Here is an 18,892-nt window from a genome sequence, read left to right on the forward strand (position 1 = left end):
CTACCGCCCGCCAGCGCCTGAGGCGATGTTGCCACGACTGGCGTTCAGCAGTTCCGCCGGACTAATATAGCGAGTGGTACAAAGTCTGGGGGCAGGTCACCACACTTACCCCAGTCGAGGCACAGATACGGGAATATACGTCGGTTGATCCAGGGCTCTGGGAACTGTCGTTCCCCAGTAGGCTTGTTAAAATACTCGAGAATCAAAAAGAGCATGTAGTCGCTAGTGGATCCGTGCCAGAACAAGCGATCATTGAGACGCTTCATACGAAGGCACTACGGACTGTTAGGAATTTGATAAATGCCTATGTAGTGTCACAGGCCAATCGCTTGACGATTATTGTAGATGGCTTAGATGGAAATTGGGGGGAAGCAGAGGATCAGGCGTTGTTAGCCGATGTGCTGCTTGCCTTACTCTCATCAGCAAGGGAATCGTGGAGAGAAATCAACCAATTCTCATCTGAACGCGGGAAACCCGAGGCAGTATCTTATGTAGTCTTTGTGAGAAGCGACATTTTTCGAACCTTACTTGAAAGAGCAAAGGAACCCGACAAGCTCTTGCATGAGACCCTTTCTTGGGGCGACGTTAACTCGCTCCTGACCGTCGTAAACAGAAGAATCCAATCAAGCCTCTCCAACACTGAAAGCAAGGGCCTGAATTGGAGCGATTTACTTGACATCGACTTCTCCCCAAAATCACTTACTGGCTTGATTGAGCGGGATGTGCTTTTCAGGCCACGCGATATTCTTGTCTACTTCAAAAAGGCGTTTGAGCCGGCTGTCTGGCGGGATTCAATGCGGGTCTCGAGATTGGATTTTGAAAGCGCAATGACCGAATACTCAGAGTACGTGGTTCAGTCACTAACGGCTGAATGGCAACCTTTCATCCCAGAGATGACAGGTCTCCTACTCGCCTTTTCGGGAGAGCCAGCAACATACAGGTATGATGAGCTGATGAAGACCCTTGAAGAGGGTGGGGTTCTCGTTAAAGACATTAGTGCTGCCCTACGCTTCCTGGTAGAAGCAAATTTCTTGGGCGTGGCACGAGGCGATGGTACCTATGAATATGCTTTAACACCAGAGCAGGCCTTGATGATGATAAATAAATCGGCCAGGTTTAAGGATCAATTTGAACGACAGAAGCAATTTCAAATCCATCGGGCGTTCCATCGAAGCCTAGGGATCCAAAAGAGGTGAATTGAACATGCGAAGTCATTGCGACCCATGCGCAACCTCCCACTTGACACCTATGTAGTATCATATGACTAGAGCCTTGGCCAAGAGACTCTAGCTCAGCGGATCGGAGGCGGTGGCGGTAAAGTGTTGGTGAGTGCGTAGACAGGCCCGATGCATCGGGGCATCCTCCCTGCGTCACTTCGCACTAGTGGCGATGGGGTATCAGTCGAACCAAAAGCTCCAAACTCAGGCGGGGCCGGGCGCGCGAGTCCGGCCAGGACCCGGCGGATAGCCGGTCCTCTTTGTGAACGGGCGTGTCGCCCGTCGAGGGGAACAGACGGCGTGAGTAAGGGTTCACCCCTGCTCACATTCCTTTGCGCCCGCTCCGGAGATAGTGTGTCGCCGGGCGCCGCCTCGCTAGCGCTTCGCCCTGGCGCGCCTCCGGGTGCACGCCTCTTGTTAGTGTACCACCGCATGGAGGTCTGCCATCGCCGCCGTTGGTGGTCTGCCCCCATGCCCATCCAACAGAAGTGGCATACCCTATAAAGCAAGGATTCTCACAACTTTCTTAGGTAGTGGAAACCCACACCGTGAAATGGGCTGTAAACAAGAGAAGCGCGCCTAGTGATCGTTGGCGGACGCCGAGCCATCGGAAGGGCCAAGAGGGCTTGGCCGGCCTCAGCACGGCCATCGTCCTCATCGCCTTTGTCGTCGTCGGCTCTGTTCTTGCCTACACCATGCTCAGCTCAGGGGTAAACGCGGTGGACAAGAGCAAACAGGCGATCTATGAAGGCCTCCGGCGTTCGCAGTCAAGCCTCGCCATCTCCGGGCGTGTCATGGGAACAACTGTGGTGGGCTTTGCCATTGATTCCGCGGAGTCAGGGTGGACGGCGGCGGCAAGTGTGACGGCGACGACGGATACGACGGACTACCAGGAGGGCCTGGGGAGCCTGAAGCTTACGGTCAGCGCGGGCTTCACTACAGGCTACATCGCGCGTAAGCACCTCTCCTCCGGAGTGGATGTCTCGGACTATTACACGATGGTCCTGCGGCTGAAATCGGACACGGCGCTCAACGCGGGCGTCCTCTCCCTGATGCTGTACAACGATACCGGCGGCTCTTGCGGCACGCTCCTCGGCACCTTCCCGCTGACCTCTCTGCCGCAAGACGAATGGCGTAGGGCGAGCGCACAGCTGCTGGGGGCCACGGGCTCCCTGGCGGACGTGGACTGCATCGCCATCGGCGCCATCAGCGACCCAGGGGCCGTTGTCCTCCGCGCCGATCTCTTTGAAGCGCCCGATGAGGTGCAGGAGGTCATCATCCCACTTCAGGAGCTGGGCGGGAACCCCATAGACGTGACGCCGACGACGGACACGGACAGCGACGGGCTATGGAGCGACGAGACAACCCTTTCGAACCGGTTCATCGTCTCCTACCATGATGAGTTCCAGCTGGTTCATAACCTGGCCTGGTCCTTCTCCCAGCCCGGCAAGAATGATGGCGACGCGGTCTTTGAGGCGGGCGAACAGGGGCGGCTCGTGGTGAGCATGCGCGGCGTGAACCCGGTGCCCACGGAGGCGATCCGCTTCGTCCTCACGCTCCGGCCCGATAAGAACGCCGAGATACTGGTCGAAAAGATCGTGCCGAAGATCCAGACGGTGCATGTAGCGCTTAAGTAGCCTATCAGCCGGCCACGGGGCGGACTTACGCCTTGGCGGCTACGGGCTGCGCGGCGGCGGCCGTCACTTCACGGATGGGCTGGGCCTTCCAGAAGTAGTTATGGATGCCATCGCGGAAGATGCCTACCTTGCGGAAGGTCATCTCCACCGGCAGGCCGATGCGCACATCCTTCACTACCCGGTCCGTCAGCATGCAGAGGATGCGCCCGCCGCCTTTGAAGTTGATCACGGTGACCACCAGGGGCACATCCGGCGTGCCGGCCACATAGTCCATGGAGTATGTGAAGATCTCGCCCCGGGTATCGGCCAGGCGGATATCGTCCATCTGGTCCTTGGCGTTGCACCGGGTGCAGATGCGCTGGGGCGGGTACTGGACGGTGCCGCAGGCCTTGCACTTGGAGCCGTAGAGCTTCAGGTTGGCCTCCTGGTCGCGCCAGAGGGCCTGGACGGACATGGGCTGCGGCGGCGGGCGGCGGGCCGGTTCCTTAGCTAACAACTCGCGCCACTGGAGCATGCCGTCATAATCGTCGGCAACAGCTTTGCTCTCAACGTGGGTCTTGATGCCGCGCCGCTTGGGCTTGTCGGCCATCGCAGGCGTCGCTTTGATCACGGCGGCGTCCGCGCCATCGCCGTAGCCGGCCAGGAGGATGCGGTCGCCGGGCTTGGCCTCTTCCAGCGCGCCCACCAGGAGCATGAGGGCGAAGGCCGCCCCCGCGCTGCCCACTTTGCCGTAGAGGGGGTCCTGCACCTGCTCCGCCGCCAGGCCGAGCTTGCGGGACATCTCCACATGGAGGCGCGAGTTGGCGCTGTAGTAGGCCGCCTTGGCGATGTCCTTGGGCGTGGCCTTGGCATTCGCCAGGGCCTGCTTCACGGCGGCGGGCATGAGTCGGAGATAGCCTTCATCGGCGATGAAGCGGTCTTCGCCGGTGTGGACAAAGGGGTCGTTGGCGGAGCGCCAGATGTCCACCATGCGCTCGCTGATGGAGTGCCATCCTTCGATCTCGGCCAGAACATGGCTGCTGCTGACGAGGAGCGCGGCGGCCCCATCGCCTATGGAGCGCTCCGTATCGCTCTTTGGCGGGGCCAGGCGCACATCGGCGGCGAGAACGAGGACGTTCTTGGCGGAGCCGCTCTTCACCGAATCCAGAGCCGTGCGCAGGGCGGTGGTGCCGGCGCGAAGGACGTTCGTGGTATCCGTCGTGAAGATATCCGTCCGCAGGTCAAGGGCGGTGGCGATGGTGGCCGCCCCCTGGCCTTCCGCGAAGGGCGCACTTGTGGTGGCGAAGATGACGCCGTCTATCTCCTTGCGGTCTATCCCGGTCAAGCAATCGGTCGCCGCGGCGATGGCCAGTGTGACGCTATCCTCATCGAAGTTCGCGATCGCCTTTTCGCCGGCGCCGCCCCAGCCTTTCGTCTCTTTGCCGAGCCGCCACTTGGGGATATACGCGCCGTACGAGCGGATGCCAGCCATAGAAAGACCTCCAGGGAGAATCAGGGCTTGAAAACTATACCACACAGGAGCGTCTGCATGGGCAGCGGCTCATACGGTAGGCGGCGCGCCCGCCTTGGCCGCAGGCGGCCTGTTCACACGCTCCGGGATGAGCAAGACCAGAGGGATGCTGAGAAGCAGGATGAAGGCCATGGCGAAGAAGATGTGCTCCAGACCCGCCACTTTGTCATCGAAGTGGCTGAGGGCAAGGATGATGCCCGTGGTGCCCAGGATGCCGCCGGTGTTGCTGAACATGCCGCGCAGGCCGGAGATGGCGCCGATCTTCTCCGGGTTGATATCAATGGAGGCGTTCTGCGCGGCGGGGTTCAGGATGCCGATGCCCGCGAGCATCATGATGAGGGAGAGAAGGAGCGCATCAGGCATCCGGGCGCCGAAGATGTGGACATCACGAAGGCCGAGGCCCAGAAGGAGGAGGCTGGCGAATATGAAGAGAGGGCCGAGACGGCGGCCAGGACGATGGAAAAGGCGGAGCGCGGCGTGAGGATCAGACCGCTTTCCGAGGCAAATACGCCGAAGCCGTGGATGGCGTAATAGGGAATGATGGAGAAGAAGCCGAAGACGCACGCGCCGAAGAGGAAACTGTAGAGATTCGCGGCAAGGAAGGGCGTGCTGCGAAGGAGCTGCAGCTCCACCATGGGGTTCTTCGCGCGGTTCTCATGCCAGAGGAAGGCTCCAAGGCAGGCCAGGCCGAGGCCGACGAGGACCCATACGCTCAGGGAGGTCACATCGTGGGGGTTGTTGGCCCAGTTGGTAAGGCCCGTGAGCCCAAGGACCATCCCTGACCCAAAGAGAAACATGCCCAGCTTATCCAGGGCTTTGCCCGTGGCTTGGGGCTTGCTGGGCGGCAGGAACTTCAAGCCGAGATAGATGAGCAGCCCGCCGATGGGCAGGTTGACGAAGAACATCCACCGCCAGGAGAGATGGTCCACGATGGCCCCGCCGACGTTCGGGCCTACCAGGCCGCCGATGGGGAAGGTGCTGGCGAAGAGGCCGATGGCCATCTGCCGCCGCTCCGCGAAGGTCTCTCCCAGGATGCCTATGGCGGCGGGCATGAAGGCGGCGCTGCCGATGGCCTGCAGAACGCGAAATATGATGAGAACGTAGACGTTAGGGGCGAAGCCTGCGGCCAGGGAGCTGACGGTGAAGAGCACGACCGACCGGAGGAAGAGCCGCTTGCGCCCCAGCTCATCGCTGAGCTTGCCTGCGGCGGGCAGGGCCACCACCTGGGTAAGCATGTAGCCGGTGAGGGTCCAACCGATGAGGGCCAGGGTGGTATCCAGGTCCTCCTGCATCTTGGAGAGGCCCACGGAGACGATGGTGCCATCCATGGAGGCCATGAAGAGGGCGAAGGCCACAACGCCGAAGACGGCGACCTGACGCCTTGTTACGCCCATGAAACAGCTCGCACGTAGGGTCTCCAAAGCGCTGCAAAGAGAGGGCGCGGGAAATTGTGGGGCCTTCTATGGTAGGCCCTGCATCCGGCGGCGGCTAGTTCGCCTCCGGCAACACCCGGGGGTGCTTCAAAGAAAGCTCAAAGATTTCAACTCCATTTGAGTCGAGAAGATCGGCCTTTCCCTCCCAAGTATGAGGCGTTTCACCTAGTGCAAGGGTCGCAAAGACCCGCACAACATCTTAGGAGGGACGCGCAGATGAACAGCACGATAAAGAAGATAACGATGGTCGGTCTTGGCGTCGCGATGGTGGGGACGATCCTCGGCACCACGCTGGTGGCGAGCGCCCAGAGCTCCGGCGGCTCCACGCCCGCGCCGAACCAGGGCGGCGGCGCCCAGGGGCAGCAGCAGCGCCAGGAGCGCCCAGGTCGGCCCGGCGATGATAACCGCCCCAAGATCGCGTTCGAGAACCAACTGGGCGGCGAGCGCCGGTACAAGGATGCGGACGGCAAAGTGCATACGGTGGCCACGATCCCCGGCGCCGTGGTGAGCGTCAGCGGCTCCACGGTTGTGGTGAAGCCGAACGACGGCTCCGCCAACAAGAGCTTCACCTTCACCACCACCGATAACCAGCGCCTGGCGGGCCACATCACGAGTCTCAAAGAGGGCGATAAGGTTGTGGTGAGAACCCTGGACGGCGCGGCCAAGAGCATCCACAAGGCGCCGCAGCGCCCCAGCGCAGACGAGATCAAGGAGCGCGTGGACAAGGCCAAGGAGCGCGCCGATGAGATGCGGAAGAAGATGGAAGAGCGCCGGAGCAATCGCGGCAACAGCGGCGCAACCAACACAGGAACTAACGTTTAACTGCCGCCTATCCTGATCCCCCTCTGGATAGCGCAGTCGGCTGGTTCAGCGAGGCCCCTCCGGGTGACCGGAGGGGCCTCTATCATCGCCGAGCGATTCTTTGAAATTTTTCAATTCCCTTAGACTTTGGCTTTCCTCTCTTCCCAGGGGGAGGAGAAAGCATATAATCCGTGGTGAAACGAAGTGAGCATCGGACTGCTCGAGGGAGATTGCGATGAAGATGCAGGGCAAGACGAAGAAGATCGCGCTTGCGGGACTTGGTGTAGCGCTGGCTGGGTCAATCGCCGGCGGCACACTCATCGCCAATGCCCAGAGCAGCGGCGGCTCAACGCAGACGCCGACCCCGAATGCGACGCCTGCGCCCCAGCGTCCCGGCCCAGGCGGCCCGCGGACGGGCCCACCCGGCCACGGGCCGTTCAAGGGCGCCCCCGGGCGTCATCGCGGGCCGGGCGGTCCTGGCGGCCCCGGCAGCTTCCCGAATCTCCTCGGCGGCGAGCACCGTCACAAGGGTGCCGATGGCAAGGTCCACACCGCCGCCACGATCCCCGGCACAGTAGTAAGCGTCAGCGGCAGCAAGGTCACCGTGAATCCGAACGACGGCTCCGCCAACAAAGAGTTCACCTTTGATACGGCCAATGCGCCCAGGGTGGCAAGGCTCCTCGGCGCCCTGAAGGCGGGCGACCAGGTTATCGTGACGACACTGGACGGCGCGGCAAAGATGATCGTGAAGGTTCCCAGCCAGGCCGACATCCAGAAGAAGAGGGATGAGGCGAAGCAGAGGATGGACGAGATGCGGAAGAAGATCGAAGAGCGCCGGAGCCAGCGCCCCAGCGGCCCCCCGGCCAGGCAGACTCCCGCGCCGACAGCTCGCCCGAACGCCTAACCCTTCTCCAAGACCTCAATAGTCAAAGGGCCTCTCGATATTATATCGAGAGGCCCTTCTCTTTTGCCTTGGAAACCTATGAGAAAGGTTGGGCCTTCCAGATAGAGAGCTAACCCCCGTAAGGGCATCGCGTTGTAGCTAGTGAATGCGCGCAAGAGACAACAACGACAACCAACGCAACCTACGGAGGGTTCACATCATGTGGAAGGCTTCGATCCTGAGAAAGGCTCTTCTGTTCGGAACGGCGATCGCGGTGGTGGGCTCGCTCATCGGGACCACGCTGACGGCCGGCGCCCAGAGCACCACCAGCACGCCGCAGAGCAATACGCCAACGCCCGCGCCGACAACGGCTCCGCCGACGGCCACCCCGGCGCCGACGCGCCCTGACCGGGATGAGATGCACCCGCGCTGGTGGGCGCACATCTTCCGCCAGGCGGCCCGTGGCGACTTTGACAAGTTCACCGGGGCGGAGCTGCGCTTCCTCACGGCGGCCAATGAGCGGCTCATCGTCGGCGCGCATCCCGGCACTGTGCTGCGCATCGGCGATAACGAGCTCCAGATCAAGCCGAACGGCGGCGGCGACCCTGTGGTCTACGCCTTCCGCCCGGACGCGGATGCGCACCTGGAGGAGTTCCGCAAGCACTTCCGCAATATCGAGATCGGCGATCGGGTCATCATCATCACGGTGAACGGCGTCGCGAAGTGGGTCATCGTGGTCAACGAGCGGAAGGACAAGGAAGACGAGCGCGAGGGAAAGCGGCTTGAGCAGGAGAAGGAACGCGCTGAAAAGCAGCGGGAGCTTGAGACCAAGAAGGCCGCCCAGCTGAAAGAGCGTGAGGCAAAGAAGGCCGAGGTTGAGGCGAAGGTCAAGCAGCTCCAGGAGCAGGCGAGGCAGCGCGCCGAAGAGGCCCGCAAGAAAGCGGAAGAGCATCGAAAGAACCTGGGGAACGTGACGAGCACCGCGGCCAGCGCCCGGAGATAGCACGCAGATATGAGCAACGATGCGCGGCCAGGGGGCCGCGCATCCGGTTTACCAGCCACACAGAACGATTCGCGAAGGGGGCTTGCGCGATGCTGCAATGGGTGGCAGACGACGAGACGGCAAAGAGTGAAAGATCGCTGGGTAAGGGATTCGATCGAATCATCCGCTTCAGCGCGGCGTTCGTGCAGGCGGCGCCAGGGATTCGTCCCAGCGCGCCGGCGGTACACCGCGCATAGAGGCGAAGCACAAGATCGGTGAGGGGGCCAAGAGGAGCGGCATCCGCCGCTCCTCTTGCATTTCCGGAGAGGGATTCCTCCTGCAGCGAAGGATGCGCACCTATCTGCGCGAGGAGGCAAGCTGTTTGGCGGCGGCCTTCTCCACAATGGTGCCCTTGAAGAAGTCCGGGTTAAGGCTTCCATAGAGCCCCACCGGGTTGCCGAAGACGAAGTCACGGAAGTCGCGCTCAGTGATGTGGTCGTCCTCCACCAGCTCCCAGGCTTCGGCTAGTACCTCGCGCATATCGGGGACGTCCCAGTGGCCGATATCGGAGCTGAGCATGGCGTTGAGCCGCGCGCCGAAGGGGTTGACCTTGGTGTTGAAGGCGATGGAGTTCATGGCGTCGTCCGCCTCGCAGCCGAAGTAGAAGTGGGGGATGAAGAGGTCGCGGATATCCTCGGCGCGGCGGACGTTGCAGCGCGACCAATCGTCCGGGTTGCCATCGGGAGGCGTCTGGCCTCTGGTGATGGAGGCGCTGATATCTTCCAGCCGGTCGGCGATGCGTCCTTCGGCGTAGCGGGCCAGGAGGTCCACGTAGCGCTCCCGATCGAGCATGGCCGGGTCCATGTTGTGGACGGCCTTGGCGTTGCGCTTCTTCCACCGGGAGACGATGCCGGCATAGACATCGCTCCCCCAGCCGACGCCGCACTCCAGCAGGGCGACCTTGAACTTGGGGAAGCGCCGGGTAACGCCGCTGAAGAAGAGGGACTTGCAGAAGGCCTGACCCCCTTCGGCGAAGTGGCCGATGTGGTTGAACATGTAGTTCCACCGGGAGCGCCGGAAGCCGATGCCCATGCCGCCGCCGTGGGCGCCGAAGGCCAGGCCAAGCTCGATGGACTTGGCCCAGACGGGGTCGTAATCGTACGGGCTGTCCACGCCGAAGGTGTCCACATCATCGGCATAACCATCGAGCTTGCTGTTCTCCCGGTGGGGCTTGGGGATGGGACGGCGCACCCAGCCGCCGATCATCGCCGCCTTGAGCTTCAGCTTTTTGGTCACGAACTCCATCTCGGCGATGGCCTCCTGGGGCGTATGCATGGGTATGGCCGCCGCGGGCGTCATGCGGTAGCTATAGGGGCCGTAGAGATCGGCAAGGTACCGGTTGAGGGCGCGGCAGGCAGCCTGCCGAACTTCGGCATCGCGTATCTCATGGAAGTCCGTGCCGATGGTGGGGTAGAGGACGCAGAAATCGAGCCCCATCTCGTCCATGCGCGCATTGAGGAGCTTGGGAAGCGAGGCGGTGGCGCGATCCAGGGTGTTGCGCGTGGGGATGACCCACCAGGGGTAGAGGGCCGCGCCTTCATCCATGCGCTCGGCGAAGGAGAGGGAGGCGAAGCGCCGCATCTCGGCGCGACCTGTGTAGCGCTTCACCATATCGCCGCCGCCGACATCCTTCAGATAGTCGAGGAAGACAGGCATCAGCTCGAAGAGGTGGCCATCGGAGTCCACGACGGGGTGGTTGAGCTTGGCGCGGATCTTGGCGGAATGGGACAGCGTTGCACGGGGCATGATGGCCTCCAACTGCTTCCTGGGGAACAAGTGGCAAAATTGTAGCGCGGGTCGTCAAGTGAATCGAGGAAGGAAAGGGCATCGTTCACGGATGCCACTGATGGAGACAGCGTGTAAGAGGGGGGATGAGAGCACGTCAGGAACCGCCGGGAGCACGGTGGGGAGAGGAAATAGCAGTGGGTCAGCCCTTCACCGCCACAAAGCGCAGGCGGCGGTAATCGGCGTGCCACCGGCCATCGAAGAGGAGCTCGGCGCGGGTGGCGCGCTCGACAGCGGCGATGACGGCCTCTCTGCGGCCTGCGGGCGCGCGGTCCAGCAGCGGCGTGCCTAAGATCTGGAGCCACCGGCGCATGCCGTCGCGGCCTCCTTCCAGGGGAGTCATGCGGTCGAAGTAGGCGGCGAAGCGCACGGTGAAGCCCTCCGATTCCAGGAGCGATGTGTACTCCCCAACCGTGGGGAAGTACCAGAAGTCGGAGACCTTGGCGCGGATGCCCTCCCTGCGCAGGGCGGCAATGGAGGCCTCGGCTATCGCGCCGATGTTGCGGTAGCCGCCCATCTCGGCCACGAAGCGGCCGCCGGGCTTGAGCGCCCGGGCGACGCCGCGCACGACGGCCCTGGGCCTGAGCATCCAGTGGAGCGCGGCGTTGGAGAAGACGGCGTCGAAGGGGCCGTCCTCGGGTAGGACGGTCGATCCCCCTCTCCTCTCGCTATGCGAGTTCCTCTCCCGCCGAGGGAGAGGTGTGAAAGAGGAGAGCTGCGCCTCAGCAAGTTGGCGCATGGTAAGGGCGAGGCTCTGGGCATCGCCCTTGAGGAAGGTGATGCCGGGATGGGCCTTGCGCGCGGCTTTGAGCATGGCGGCATCGGCATCGAGGCCGATGACCTTCGCGCCGGATGCGGCGATCTCAGCGGTGAGCGTGCCGGTGCCGCAGCCGAGATCGAGGATGCGCTCGCCGGGCTTGGCCTCCAGCAGGGGCAAGAGATCGCGGCCATAGTTGGCGACGAAGGAGAAGGAGCGGTCGTATGCGCTTGCGGCCCAGGGTTTGGCGGGGGTGGGCATTTGTATCGTCACCCTCTCCTCTCGGGCTGCGCTCGAGTTCGCTTCGGCAGACTCAACACAGGATCTCTCCCATCGAGGGAAAAGAGTGCTCGGACTCTCGCTACCGGAACATGTCATGCGTGGGATCGCGGACGAGGGAGCGGGAGGTGCCGTTTCCTTTGGGGTAATCGTAGCCGCGGACGATGGCGGCCGGGATGCGGTTGAGCTTGCCCATGATGGGCTCGGTGGCGGAGGCGAGCTCATCGGCCACGGCCAGGATGCTGGCGCGCATGAGATAGCCGGTGGGGTCCTTCTGCCCCCGATAATCAATCAGGGGGAGGATGCCGGCGACGCCGATGGCGACGTTGGTGCAGCCCTCGCGCCAGGGGCGGCCGAAGGTGTCCGAGATGATGACGGCGACTTCGGCATCGGCGAGCCGCTTCACGGCGCGCTTGATGGCGAGGGCGGACTTGTCCGAGTCCTCCGGGAGGAGGGCGGCGTAGCCGGAGGTCTCCAGATTGGAGGTGTCTATGCCGCCGTTGGCGCAGATGAAGCCGTGCTTGGTCTCCGTGATGAGGATGCCCATGTCCATGCGGACGATGCGCTTGCTCTCCCGGAGGATGAGCTCCATCTGGCGGGGGTCTTTCTGGTAGGTGGCGGCGATGGATTTGGCGAAGCCGGAGGGTTCGATATCCTCCAGCTTGACGAGGCGGCCCTCGGCCTTGGAGACGACCTTTTGGGTGATGACGAGGATATCGCCGCTCTGGGGGGGCGTCTTCTGGCGCTTGGCGGCATCCACGAGCATCTTGGCGAGCGGATCGCCGGGGCGGATCTCGGGGAGGCCTTCGATGCCGATGATGCGGATCTCAGGAGGCATAGGAATGGGGAGTCCTCAGAGGTATATCCACAGATTACACAGATTATCGGATAGATTTATGCTCGGATGACACAGATAGAGACGTGCGAGCGGAGGTTAGACGCCGACGATCTTGATGCTGGAGTGGGCCTTGTAGATCTTGTTGATGTTGAGCAGCAGGGCGGTGATGTCCTCGATGTAGCGGGCGGTCTCCAGGCCACCGGCATCCACGGCGCGGACGCCCTTGATCTTGTGGGCCAGGGCCATGACGGTTTTCTTCGCCTCCGGGTGATCGCCGCAGACGACAACGTCCGACCCCATATCGTGATCCACCTTGGCCAGGTCATGGGCGCTGAGGTTGTGGAAGGCGCCGACGACTTTGGCGTTGGGAAGGAGCTTCTGCGCCTGCTGGGTGGCGGAGCCCTCCTCCAGGATGAGGGCACGGATCTTCCCCTTTTCGAACTGGAGCGGAACGACGGTGTCCACGACGATCTTCTCGCCGATGGCCTCGCGCAGCTGCTCCAAGGTGTCCTTCTGGCCGGAGAAGGGGACGGTGATCATGACGATATCGGCGGCGCGGGCGGCGGCATCGTTCTCCATGCCCTGGGCCTTGGCGTGGGGGACGGACTTCTTGATGGTCTCGGCGGCCTCCTGGGCGCGCTCAATCTTGCGGGAGCCGATGATGACGGTATCGCCGGCGTGGGCGAAGCGGACGGCCAGGCCCAGGCCCTCCGGGCCGGTGCCGCCGATGAAGGCGATGGTGTGGTGCATGGCGTGACGGAACGCTCCTTGCTCTCCGGGTGTGGGTGACCGCCGCTCCATTGTATATGCGGCACCTGGGGGTGTCCACGCGCAACGCCGGGAGCTTTTGACCCGCCGAAAGGGGCGATGCTATGCTTCCCCCGTCAACACAGAACCCCCTCCGCCTTTTGCGCGAAAGGCCGCCGTTACGACTACGCACGATCCAGCGCCGCCCCAAGCGGGTGTGCGCATCTTCGGCCGCCCGATCTTTTACGGATGGTGGATGGCCTTGGGCGCGACGGTGGCCGGAGCCCTGGCCGCGGGCTTCTACTAACAGGGGTTCACCTCCTTCTTCCTTCCCGTGGAGCGTGAGTTCGACCTGAGCCACGGACAGCTTTCGTTCATCATTTCGGCAGCTATCATCGTTGAGGCGGTGACCGGCCCGTTCATGGGACATGCGGTGGACCGCTACGGGGCGCAGAAGGTGATGGCGGCCTGCGTCACCACCGGCGGCGCGGGCTTCATCCTGCTGAGCACAGCCCAATCGCCCATCGCCTTCGCCTGCTACCTGGCGATACCGGTGGCCATCGGCTGTTACGCCGGCTTCGCCCTGTGCCCCACGAACGCCGTGGCCTACTGGTTCGTGCGGAAGCGCGGCCTGGCCCTGGCGATCGCGGCCAGCGGCTTTGCGCTGGGCGGCGTGGTGGTCAGGCTGGACCAGTTCCTTATTGACCAGTACGGGTGGCGGACGGCGGCGGTCGTCCTGGGCTGCATCCTCTTCGGCGCGGGCTATCCGCTCGCTATGCTCTTTCGCGGCCGTCCGGAGCGGTACGGCTACCTGCCGGACGGCGAGGCGAGGCGGAGCGGCACGCCCGGCGAGGAGCGGCAGTTCCAGCGAGAGGTGGAAGGCTTCACCGTGCGGGACGCGGTGCGCACCCAGGCCTTCTGGCGGATCACGCTCACCTTTGCGCTCCGGGACTTCGCGGTGGCGGCCCTGGGCTTCCACTTCATCCCCATGATGGTGACCAAGGGGATCACAGAGCAGACGGCGGCGGGGCTGCTCACCATCTTCGGCCTCATGGCCGTCACGGGGCGGCTCATCGTCGGCTATTTGGGCGACCACTACTCCAAGAACCTCCTCGTCGGCATTTCAGGCGGCTTCCTGATCGCGGCGCTGGTGATGTTCGCCGTCTGGTCTGAGCTCTGGCAGATGCGGGTCGCGGCGGCGCTCTACGGCTTCGCCTGGGGAGGAAGCGGCGGCGGGATGGTCCAGGCGATCCGGGCGGAGTACTTCGGGCGAAGGCACCTGGGGAAGATCACAGGCGCGATGCAGCTGGCGGTGGCGGGGCTGACGCTGATGGGGACGATCTTCGCCGGGCAAGTGCATGACGCGACGGGGACGTACACCATCGCGCTCTACACCTTTGTGGGCGCGGTGGTGCTGGCGACCTTTGCCATCATCGGCGCCCAGCGGCCCGCGCTGCCGCCGGAGGCGGTTACGACGAAATCGCTTTGACGCTCCCCAGGGGCCATGCTATTCTCGCCTGCGCCCTCTCCACAGGATGCCGCCTCAGCCGCACCCAAGGCGCAGAAGCAGAGCTTTGACCACACCAGCCCAAGAGCAAGCACCGGCGCAGCCGGGCGTCCGCATCTTGGGCGTTCGCATCTTCTACGGCTGGTGGATCGTCCTGGCGGCGCTGGGCGTTGCGGCCATCGCAGGCGGGACGTACACCCTCGGCTTCACGGCCTTCTTCCTGCCGCTGGAGCGGGAGTTCGGGGTAACCCGCGGCGCCATGGCGCTGATGATTTCCATCGGCACCTTCTCAGAGGCAGTGACGGGCCCCATCTTCGGCTACTTCCTGGATAAGGTCGGCCCGCGGAGGCTGATGCTGTTCGGTGTGGCGGCGCTCGGGCTCGGCTTCCTCCTCCTGAGCACGGCCCAGTCCATCCTCGTCCTCGGCATCTTTTATGTCGTCTTCATCGCCGCATTCGTGAATGCCGCGACCTTCCTGCCGCCGAACAGCGCCATCGCCAACTGGTTCTTCAAGCGGCGGAGCATCGCGCTGGCTATCGCGATGTGCGGTTACGGGCTGGGCGGCTTTGTGGTGCGGCCCATCCAGTGGGTGATTGACGAGCATGGATGGCGGACGGCGGCAGTGGTCATCGCGGTGACGGTATGGGTGGCGGGGACGGCGCTGGCGCTCATCGTGCGGCCCAGGCCGGAGGACTACGGCCAGCTGCCGGACGGCGCGCCGGTGGCGAAGGAAGACAAAGAGGCGCTGGCGCGGTCGCGGCAAGAGGGCTTCACGTTCCGGGAGGTCCTTCGCACAAGGACCTTCTGGCTGGTGTCCGGCTCCTTTATGCTTCGAGGCTTTGTGCTGCTGGCTATGACGTCACAGATGATCCCAATGGTGAAATCCAAGGGCTTTTCGGAGAGCGCAGGGGCTTCGCTCCTCGGCATCTTCGGCGTGGTGATGATTTCGGCGCGGCTGATCGCAGGGGCCGTTGCGGACAAGTACCCCAAGAACGTGGTCATCGGTCTGATGGGAGGACTCCTTGGAGCCTCCATGGTGGTGATCGTAATGGCGACGGAGATGTGGCACCTCTACCTCTTCATCGTGCTCTACGCCATCGCGTGGGGCGGCAGCGGCGCGAGCATGATGCTGGCCCTGCGGGCCGATTACTTCGGGCGGAAGGCCTTTGGGCGCATCAGCGGGGCCTCCACGTTCCTGGTGACGAGCGGCGCGCTGCTGGGCGCGGTCTATGCGGGCGAGATCTTCGATTCGACGGGAAGCTACGATATCGCCTTCTACAGCTTCATCGGCTGCGCTATGGTGAGCATGCTCCTGATGTTCTGGGCCAAGAAGCCCCAGCGGCCCCAGGGGAGCACGCTGGCGGCGTGAGCGGGGCGGGGAGGTTTTTTCCTCAGATGGCACAGATCTTCGGATAGATTTGGAAGTGGAGCAAGGAGGGGAAGGGCCATGAGCAGGAGACTGATCGTTCCGCTGCTGGGTATCGCGATGACGGTAATGACGGCCTGCTCCGAGGAGGAGCCGCCGACGGCAACGGCCGTGCCGACGGTCTCGCCTACGCCGACGGCCACCCTTTCGCCACAGACGACCGCCCTGCCGACCGTCACGCTCCAGGCTAAGGCGGGTGAGCAGTTCACCTTCCGCCTGGATTCCAACAGGACGACGGGCTATAGCTGGCGGCTTGCCCGCCCGCCGGATGAGCGGCTCGTGACGCTGGTGGGCTCCATCTACGAGCCGCCCGCAACGCCGCTGATCGGCGCAGGGGGCAGGGAGGCCTGGACGTTCAAGGCTGTGGCGAAGGGTCGGACGGCCATCATGCTTGAGTATGTGCGCCCCTTCGAGCCGAACTCGCCGCCGGCCAGGGTGCAGACCCTCGATGTGGTCATCGAGTAAGGGAACAGGGCAAGAGAGGCCATGAGCATCCGTCGCGCGCTCTTCATGACCCACGCCACCGCCGATGTTGCGGCCACGGCGGCGCTCTACCTCCGCATGTTCGATATCGCGGAGGGCTTCCGCGCGCGGCTGGAGCCCCACAGGCGGGAGTCGCAGGTGATCCGCATCGGCCATTTCTACGTGGAGGTGGTGCCGGTGCAGCCTGCAGGCGGGACCGTGGGGGAGTATATCGAGCGCTACGGCGGCTACTTCCCTTCCATGTGTTTCACGGTTGAAGAGGTGAAGGCCCTAGGTCGCGCGCTCAAGCCGCACATCAAGAGGGTCGTCGCGGAGCGGGCGAACTACCTTGCCGTGGAGATCCGCGGGATGCACGAGATGGTGTGGGAGTTCACGGACCTTGCGCCGGAGGCGGTGATCCGGCGGCTGGAGCCGAAGGCGGCAGAGCGGCCGGGGAGGAATGCCGTCGGCATTCAAGGCGTTGGGTCGTTCTCCCTGCTGGTGGACGATATCCGCGAGGCAAGCGCAGTCATCACCAAGGCGATGGGCGGCAGAGTGACCGGGAACCTCAACGAGGGCGACTATGCCGAGACGCAGCAGCACAAGCTGGGCGGCCTGACGCTCTCTCTGCTGCACCCCAAGCGGGGCGACCAGGTGCTGACGGCGGTGCTGGCGCGCCAGGGGGCGAGCATCCACTCCTTCTGCCTGGTGGTGAACGATATGGAGTCGGCGAGGAAGGAGCTGCTGACGCGCGGCGTGGCGGTGCTCAAGGAGCGCGTGCCGCGGCTGACGATCCACCCGCGCTCGGCCTACGGGGCGCGGATCTTGCTAAGCAACCCGGAGCGGGATTGATGGAGGAGGGCGCGTGCCCCGCAGGGCGCGTGCCCCGCGCCCCTACGCGTTCTTGGCGTTGTATTCGATGCGGCGGAGGACCTGGCCGGTCATGGAGGCGGGGGTCTGGACGGCCAGGTGCAGAGCGGAGGGGATGACCTCCGCCGATTCGCCCCAGCCGGACCAATCGGCGCTGGGGCCGCGCGTGAGGACGGCCCCTTCCGTGCGGATGGGGCCGGGATCGAGGCAGTTGACGGCGATGTTGTGCTCTTTCAGCTCCACGGCAAAGCCCTTGCACATGCGCTCCAACGCCGCCTTGGTGGAGCCATAGGCGTTGCCGCCCTTGCGCGCGCCGACGGCGCCGCTGGAGGTGAGGTGGATGATGGCGCCGCTCTTGCGGGCGACCATCCCCGGGATGACGGCCTTGGTGAGGATGAAGGCGCCGGTGACGTTCACGTTGAAGATGAGGTTCCAGCGCTTGAGGGTGGTCTCCGCCAGGCGCTCATAGAAGATGACGGCGGCGCTGTTGCAGAGGATGTCCACCGGGCCGAGCTCGGCCTCCACGCGCTTCACCATGGCGGCGACGCTCTCCTCGCTCGTGATATCGGTGGGGACGCCGATGGCGATGCCCCCGGCCTTGGTGATCTCCTCGGCGGTGGCGTAGATGGTGCCGGGGAGCTTCCCTTCGCTCTCCGAACGGGCGACGACGGCGACCTTGGCGCCCTCTTTGGCGTAGGCCATGGCGATGGCCTTGCCGATGCCCCGGCTGCTGCCTGCAACGATGGCGACTTTGTTGGTGAGGATGGACATGCGGAACCCCCTGGACGTGACGCCTATACTAACGCAATTAGGCAAATCGCATTAGAATCACACATCAGCCAAGATTTGCCTGGAGGGTATTAGACTATGCGCTTGGTGCTCACTGATGAAGAGGCCAAGGAGTCCTTAGCTCGCTATACGCTCCCGGAGGAAAGCATCCCAATATACATCTCGGGATACAACAACTCGTTAGCTGCTGCCCTTGTCCTCCTGGCAGTTAATATGATGATTTCATTTCTGATTCCCGAAGAGTACAGCTGGATCTCATTAATGCTCATCCTCATTGTGATGTTTGTTTGGATGAAGTACTACATGAAGCTTAAGACTATCGGCCTCACGGACAAACGATTGCTTATCCTCAAGCGCTCAATTTGGGGCGATGTGACAGCGTGCGATGCGATAAACCTCACCGACATCGCATCCAGTCAGATTTCAGGGAGCAGAGACTTCAGACGCACTTCGTTAGCTACATCAATGTTCAGAGGAACGAAGGTCAAGCTAGCCCTGTACCGCCCCTGATTTCTTGGACAGTGATGTGATTGTATTCATGCGGCAACCACAGGGCAAGCGAGCAACTGACGGCGTGCTTGCTCTGGCGTCGCGTAGCGATGGCGCTCGACGAGCCACTCCCGGTTGTACCGCTCCTTGAAGGCAAGGAGCGCGAGGCGCAGCTCCTCCACGGTCTCAAAGGTTCGCACCCGGAGCAGTTGCTCCTTGAGGGTGCGGAGGAACCGCTCCACGCAGCCATTGCCCTCCGGCTCCCGCACGAAAGCGGGACTGGAGGCAATCCGCAGGAAGCGGAGCTCGTCTTGGAAGTGGTCGCTCATGTACTGGCTGCCGTGGTCATGGCGCAGGACAAGGCCCGAGGCGACGTCGGCGCCGTAGCCGCCAAGGTGCTGGCGCACTCCTTGGCGCAGC

At 63.4% G+C, this 18,892-nt stretch carries 18 protein-coding genes and 1 pseudogene; 10 read left to right on the top strand and 9 right to left on the bottom strand.

Annotation, left to right across the window (positions count from 1 at the left end):
• Positions 1–329: 329 nt before the first annotated feature.
• Positions 330–1,196: a hypothetical protein gene (locus FJ039_11170; protein ID MBM4406713.1), complete on the top strand. Its 867-nt coding sequence runs from the start codon at positions 330–332 to the stop codon at positions 1,194–1,196.
• A gap of 554 nt (positions 1,197–1,750) precedes the next feature.
• The gene (locus FJ039_11175; GenBank protein MBM4406714.1) at positions 1,751–2,854 is read left to right on the top strand and encodes a hypothetical protein; all 1,104 of its coding nucleotides are present in this window, start codon (positions 1,751–1,753) and stop codon (positions 2,852–2,854) included.
• 25 nt (positions 2,855–2,879) lie between these two features.
• On the opposite strand, the gene FJ039_11180 is transcribed toward FJ039_11175, so the two are convergent.
• The 3 genes from FJ039_11180 to FJ039_11190 all read right to left on the bottom strand — a co-directional run bounded on the left by FJ039_11180 (position 2,880) and on the right by FJ039_11190 (position 5,758).
• Entirely contained in the window at positions 2,880–4,325 is a 1,446-nt protein-coding gene (locus FJ039_11180) for a 3-hydroxy-3-methylglutaryl CoA synthase (protein MBM4406715.1), read from the bottom strand.
• Between the two features lie 69 nt (positions 4,326–4,394).
• Positions 4,395–4,727 carry a hypothetical protein gene (locus FJ039_11185; protein ID MBM4406716.1) on the bottom strand — a complete coding sequence of 111 codons (333 nt, stop codon included), beginning with the start codon at positions 4,725–4,727 and terminating at the stop codon, positions 4,395–4,397.
• Positions 4,694–5,758, bottom strand: a complete 1,065-nt coding sequence (locus FJ039_11190; GenBank protein ID MBM4406717.1) for an MFS transporter — start codon at positions 5,756–5,758, stop codon at positions 4,694–4,696. The genes FJ039_11185 and FJ039_11190 overlap by 34 nt, the downstream gene beginning before the upstream one ends.
• 255 nt (positions 5,759–6,013) lie before the next feature.
• Between FJ039_11190 and FJ039_11195 the strand changes: the two genes are divergently transcribed.
• From FJ039_11195 to FJ039_11205, 3 genes and pseudogenes are all read left to right on the top strand, one after another.
• On the top strand, positions 6,014–6,619 hold the full coding sequence (locus tag FJ039_11195; protein ID MBM4406718.1) for a hypothetical protein: 606 nt from the start codon (positions 6,014–6,016) through the stop codon (positions 6,617–6,619).
• Positions 6,620–6,974: 355 nt separating this feature from the next.
• Positions 6,975–7,088: pseudogene (locus tag FJ039_11200) on the top strand (chitin-binding protein).
• A gap of 613 nt (positions 7,089–7,701) precedes the next feature.
• Positions 7,702–8,484, top strand: a complete 783-nt coding sequence (locus tag FJ039_11205; GenBank protein MBM4406719.1) for a hypothetical protein — start codon at positions 7,702–7,704, stop codon at positions 8,482–8,484.
• Between the two features lie 336 nt (positions 8,485–8,820).
• Here the strand turns inward: FJ039_11205 and FJ039_11210 are convergent, their stop codons facing one another.
• From FJ039_11210 to npdG, 4 genes are all read right to left on the bottom strand, one after another.
• The gene (locus FJ039_11210; GenBank protein ID MBM4406720.1) at positions 8,821–10,269 is read right to left on the bottom strand and encodes an amidohydrolase; all 1,449 of its coding nucleotides are present in this window, start codon (positions 10,267–10,269) and stop codon (positions 8,821–8,823) included.
• 181 nt (positions 10,270–10,450) lie between these two features.
• On the bottom strand, positions 10,451–11,443 hold the full coding sequence (locus FJ039_11215; protein MBM4406721.1) for a methyltransferase domain-containing protein: 993 nt from the start codon (positions 11,441–11,443) through the stop codon (positions 10,451–10,453).
• Entirely contained in the window at positions 11,427–12,182 is a 756-nt protein-coding gene (gene cofE / locus FJ039_11220; GenBank protein MBM4406722.1) for a coenzyme F420-0:L-glutamate ligase, read from the bottom strand. The genes FJ039_11215 and cofE overlap by 17 nt, the downstream gene beginning before the upstream one ends.
• Positions 12,183–12,278: 96 nt before the next feature.
• A complete protein-coding gene (gene npdG, locus FJ039_11225) occupies positions 12,279–12,932 on the bottom strand; it encodes an NADPH-dependent F420 reductase (protein MBM4406723.1) in 654 nt (217 codons plus the stop codon).
• A 331-nt stretch (positions 12,933–13,263) separates the two neighbouring features.
• Between npdG and FJ039_11230 the strand changes: the two genes are divergently transcribed.
• The 4 genes from FJ039_11230 to FJ039_11245 all read left to right on the top strand — a co-directional run bounded on the left by FJ039_11230 (position 13,264) and on the right by FJ039_11245 (position 17,176).
• Positions 13,264–14,418 (top strand): MFS transporter, encoded by a 1,155-nt coding sequence (locus FJ039_11230; GenBank protein ID MBM4406724.1) that lies wholly within the window; start codon positions 13,264–13,266, stop codon positions 14,416–14,418.
• Entirely contained in the window at positions 14,288–15,805 is a 1,518-nt protein-coding gene (locus tag FJ039_11235) for an MFS transporter (protein MBM4406725.1), read from the top strand. The genes FJ039_11230 and FJ039_11235 overlap by 131 nt, the downstream gene beginning before the upstream one ends.
• 78 nt (positions 15,806–15,883) lie before the next feature.
• Positions 15,884–16,327, top strand: a complete 444-nt coding sequence (locus tag FJ039_11240; GenBank protein MBM4406726.1) for a protease inhibitor I42 family protein — start codon at positions 15,884–15,886, stop codon at positions 16,325–16,327.
• 21 nt (positions 16,328–16,348) lie between these two features.
• Positions 16,349–17,176: a hypothetical protein gene (locus tag FJ039_11245; protein MBM4406727.1), complete on the top strand. Its 828-nt coding sequence runs from the start codon at positions 16,349–16,351 to the stop codon at positions 17,174–17,176.
• Positions 17,177–17,218: 42 nt separating this feature from the next.
• Here FJ039_11245 and FJ039_11250 read toward each other — a convergent pair whose 3' ends face one another.
• Entirely contained in the window at positions 17,219–17,965 is a 747-nt protein-coding gene (locus FJ039_11250) for an SDR family oxidoreductase (GenBank protein MBM4406728.1), read from the bottom strand.
• A 96-nt stretch (positions 17,966–18,061) separates the two neighbouring features.
• Between FJ039_11250 and FJ039_11255 the strand changes: the two genes are divergently transcribed.
• A complete protein-coding gene (locus tag FJ039_11255; GenBank protein ID MBM4406729.1) occupies positions 18,062–18,493 on the top strand; it encodes a hypothetical protein in 432 nt (143 codons plus the stop codon).
• Between the two features lie 26 nt (positions 18,494–18,519).
• Here the strand turns inward: FJ039_11255 and FJ039_11260 are convergent.
• Positions 18,520–18,892 (bottom strand): transposase (locus FJ039_11260; protein MBM4406730.1); only part of this gene is annotated, 373 nt, incomplete at its 5' end.

This window comes from Chloroflexota bacterium, assembly GCA_016875535.1.
Classification (GTDB): domain Bacteria; phylum Chloroflexota; class Dehalococcoidia; order SHYB01; family SHYB01; genus VGPF01.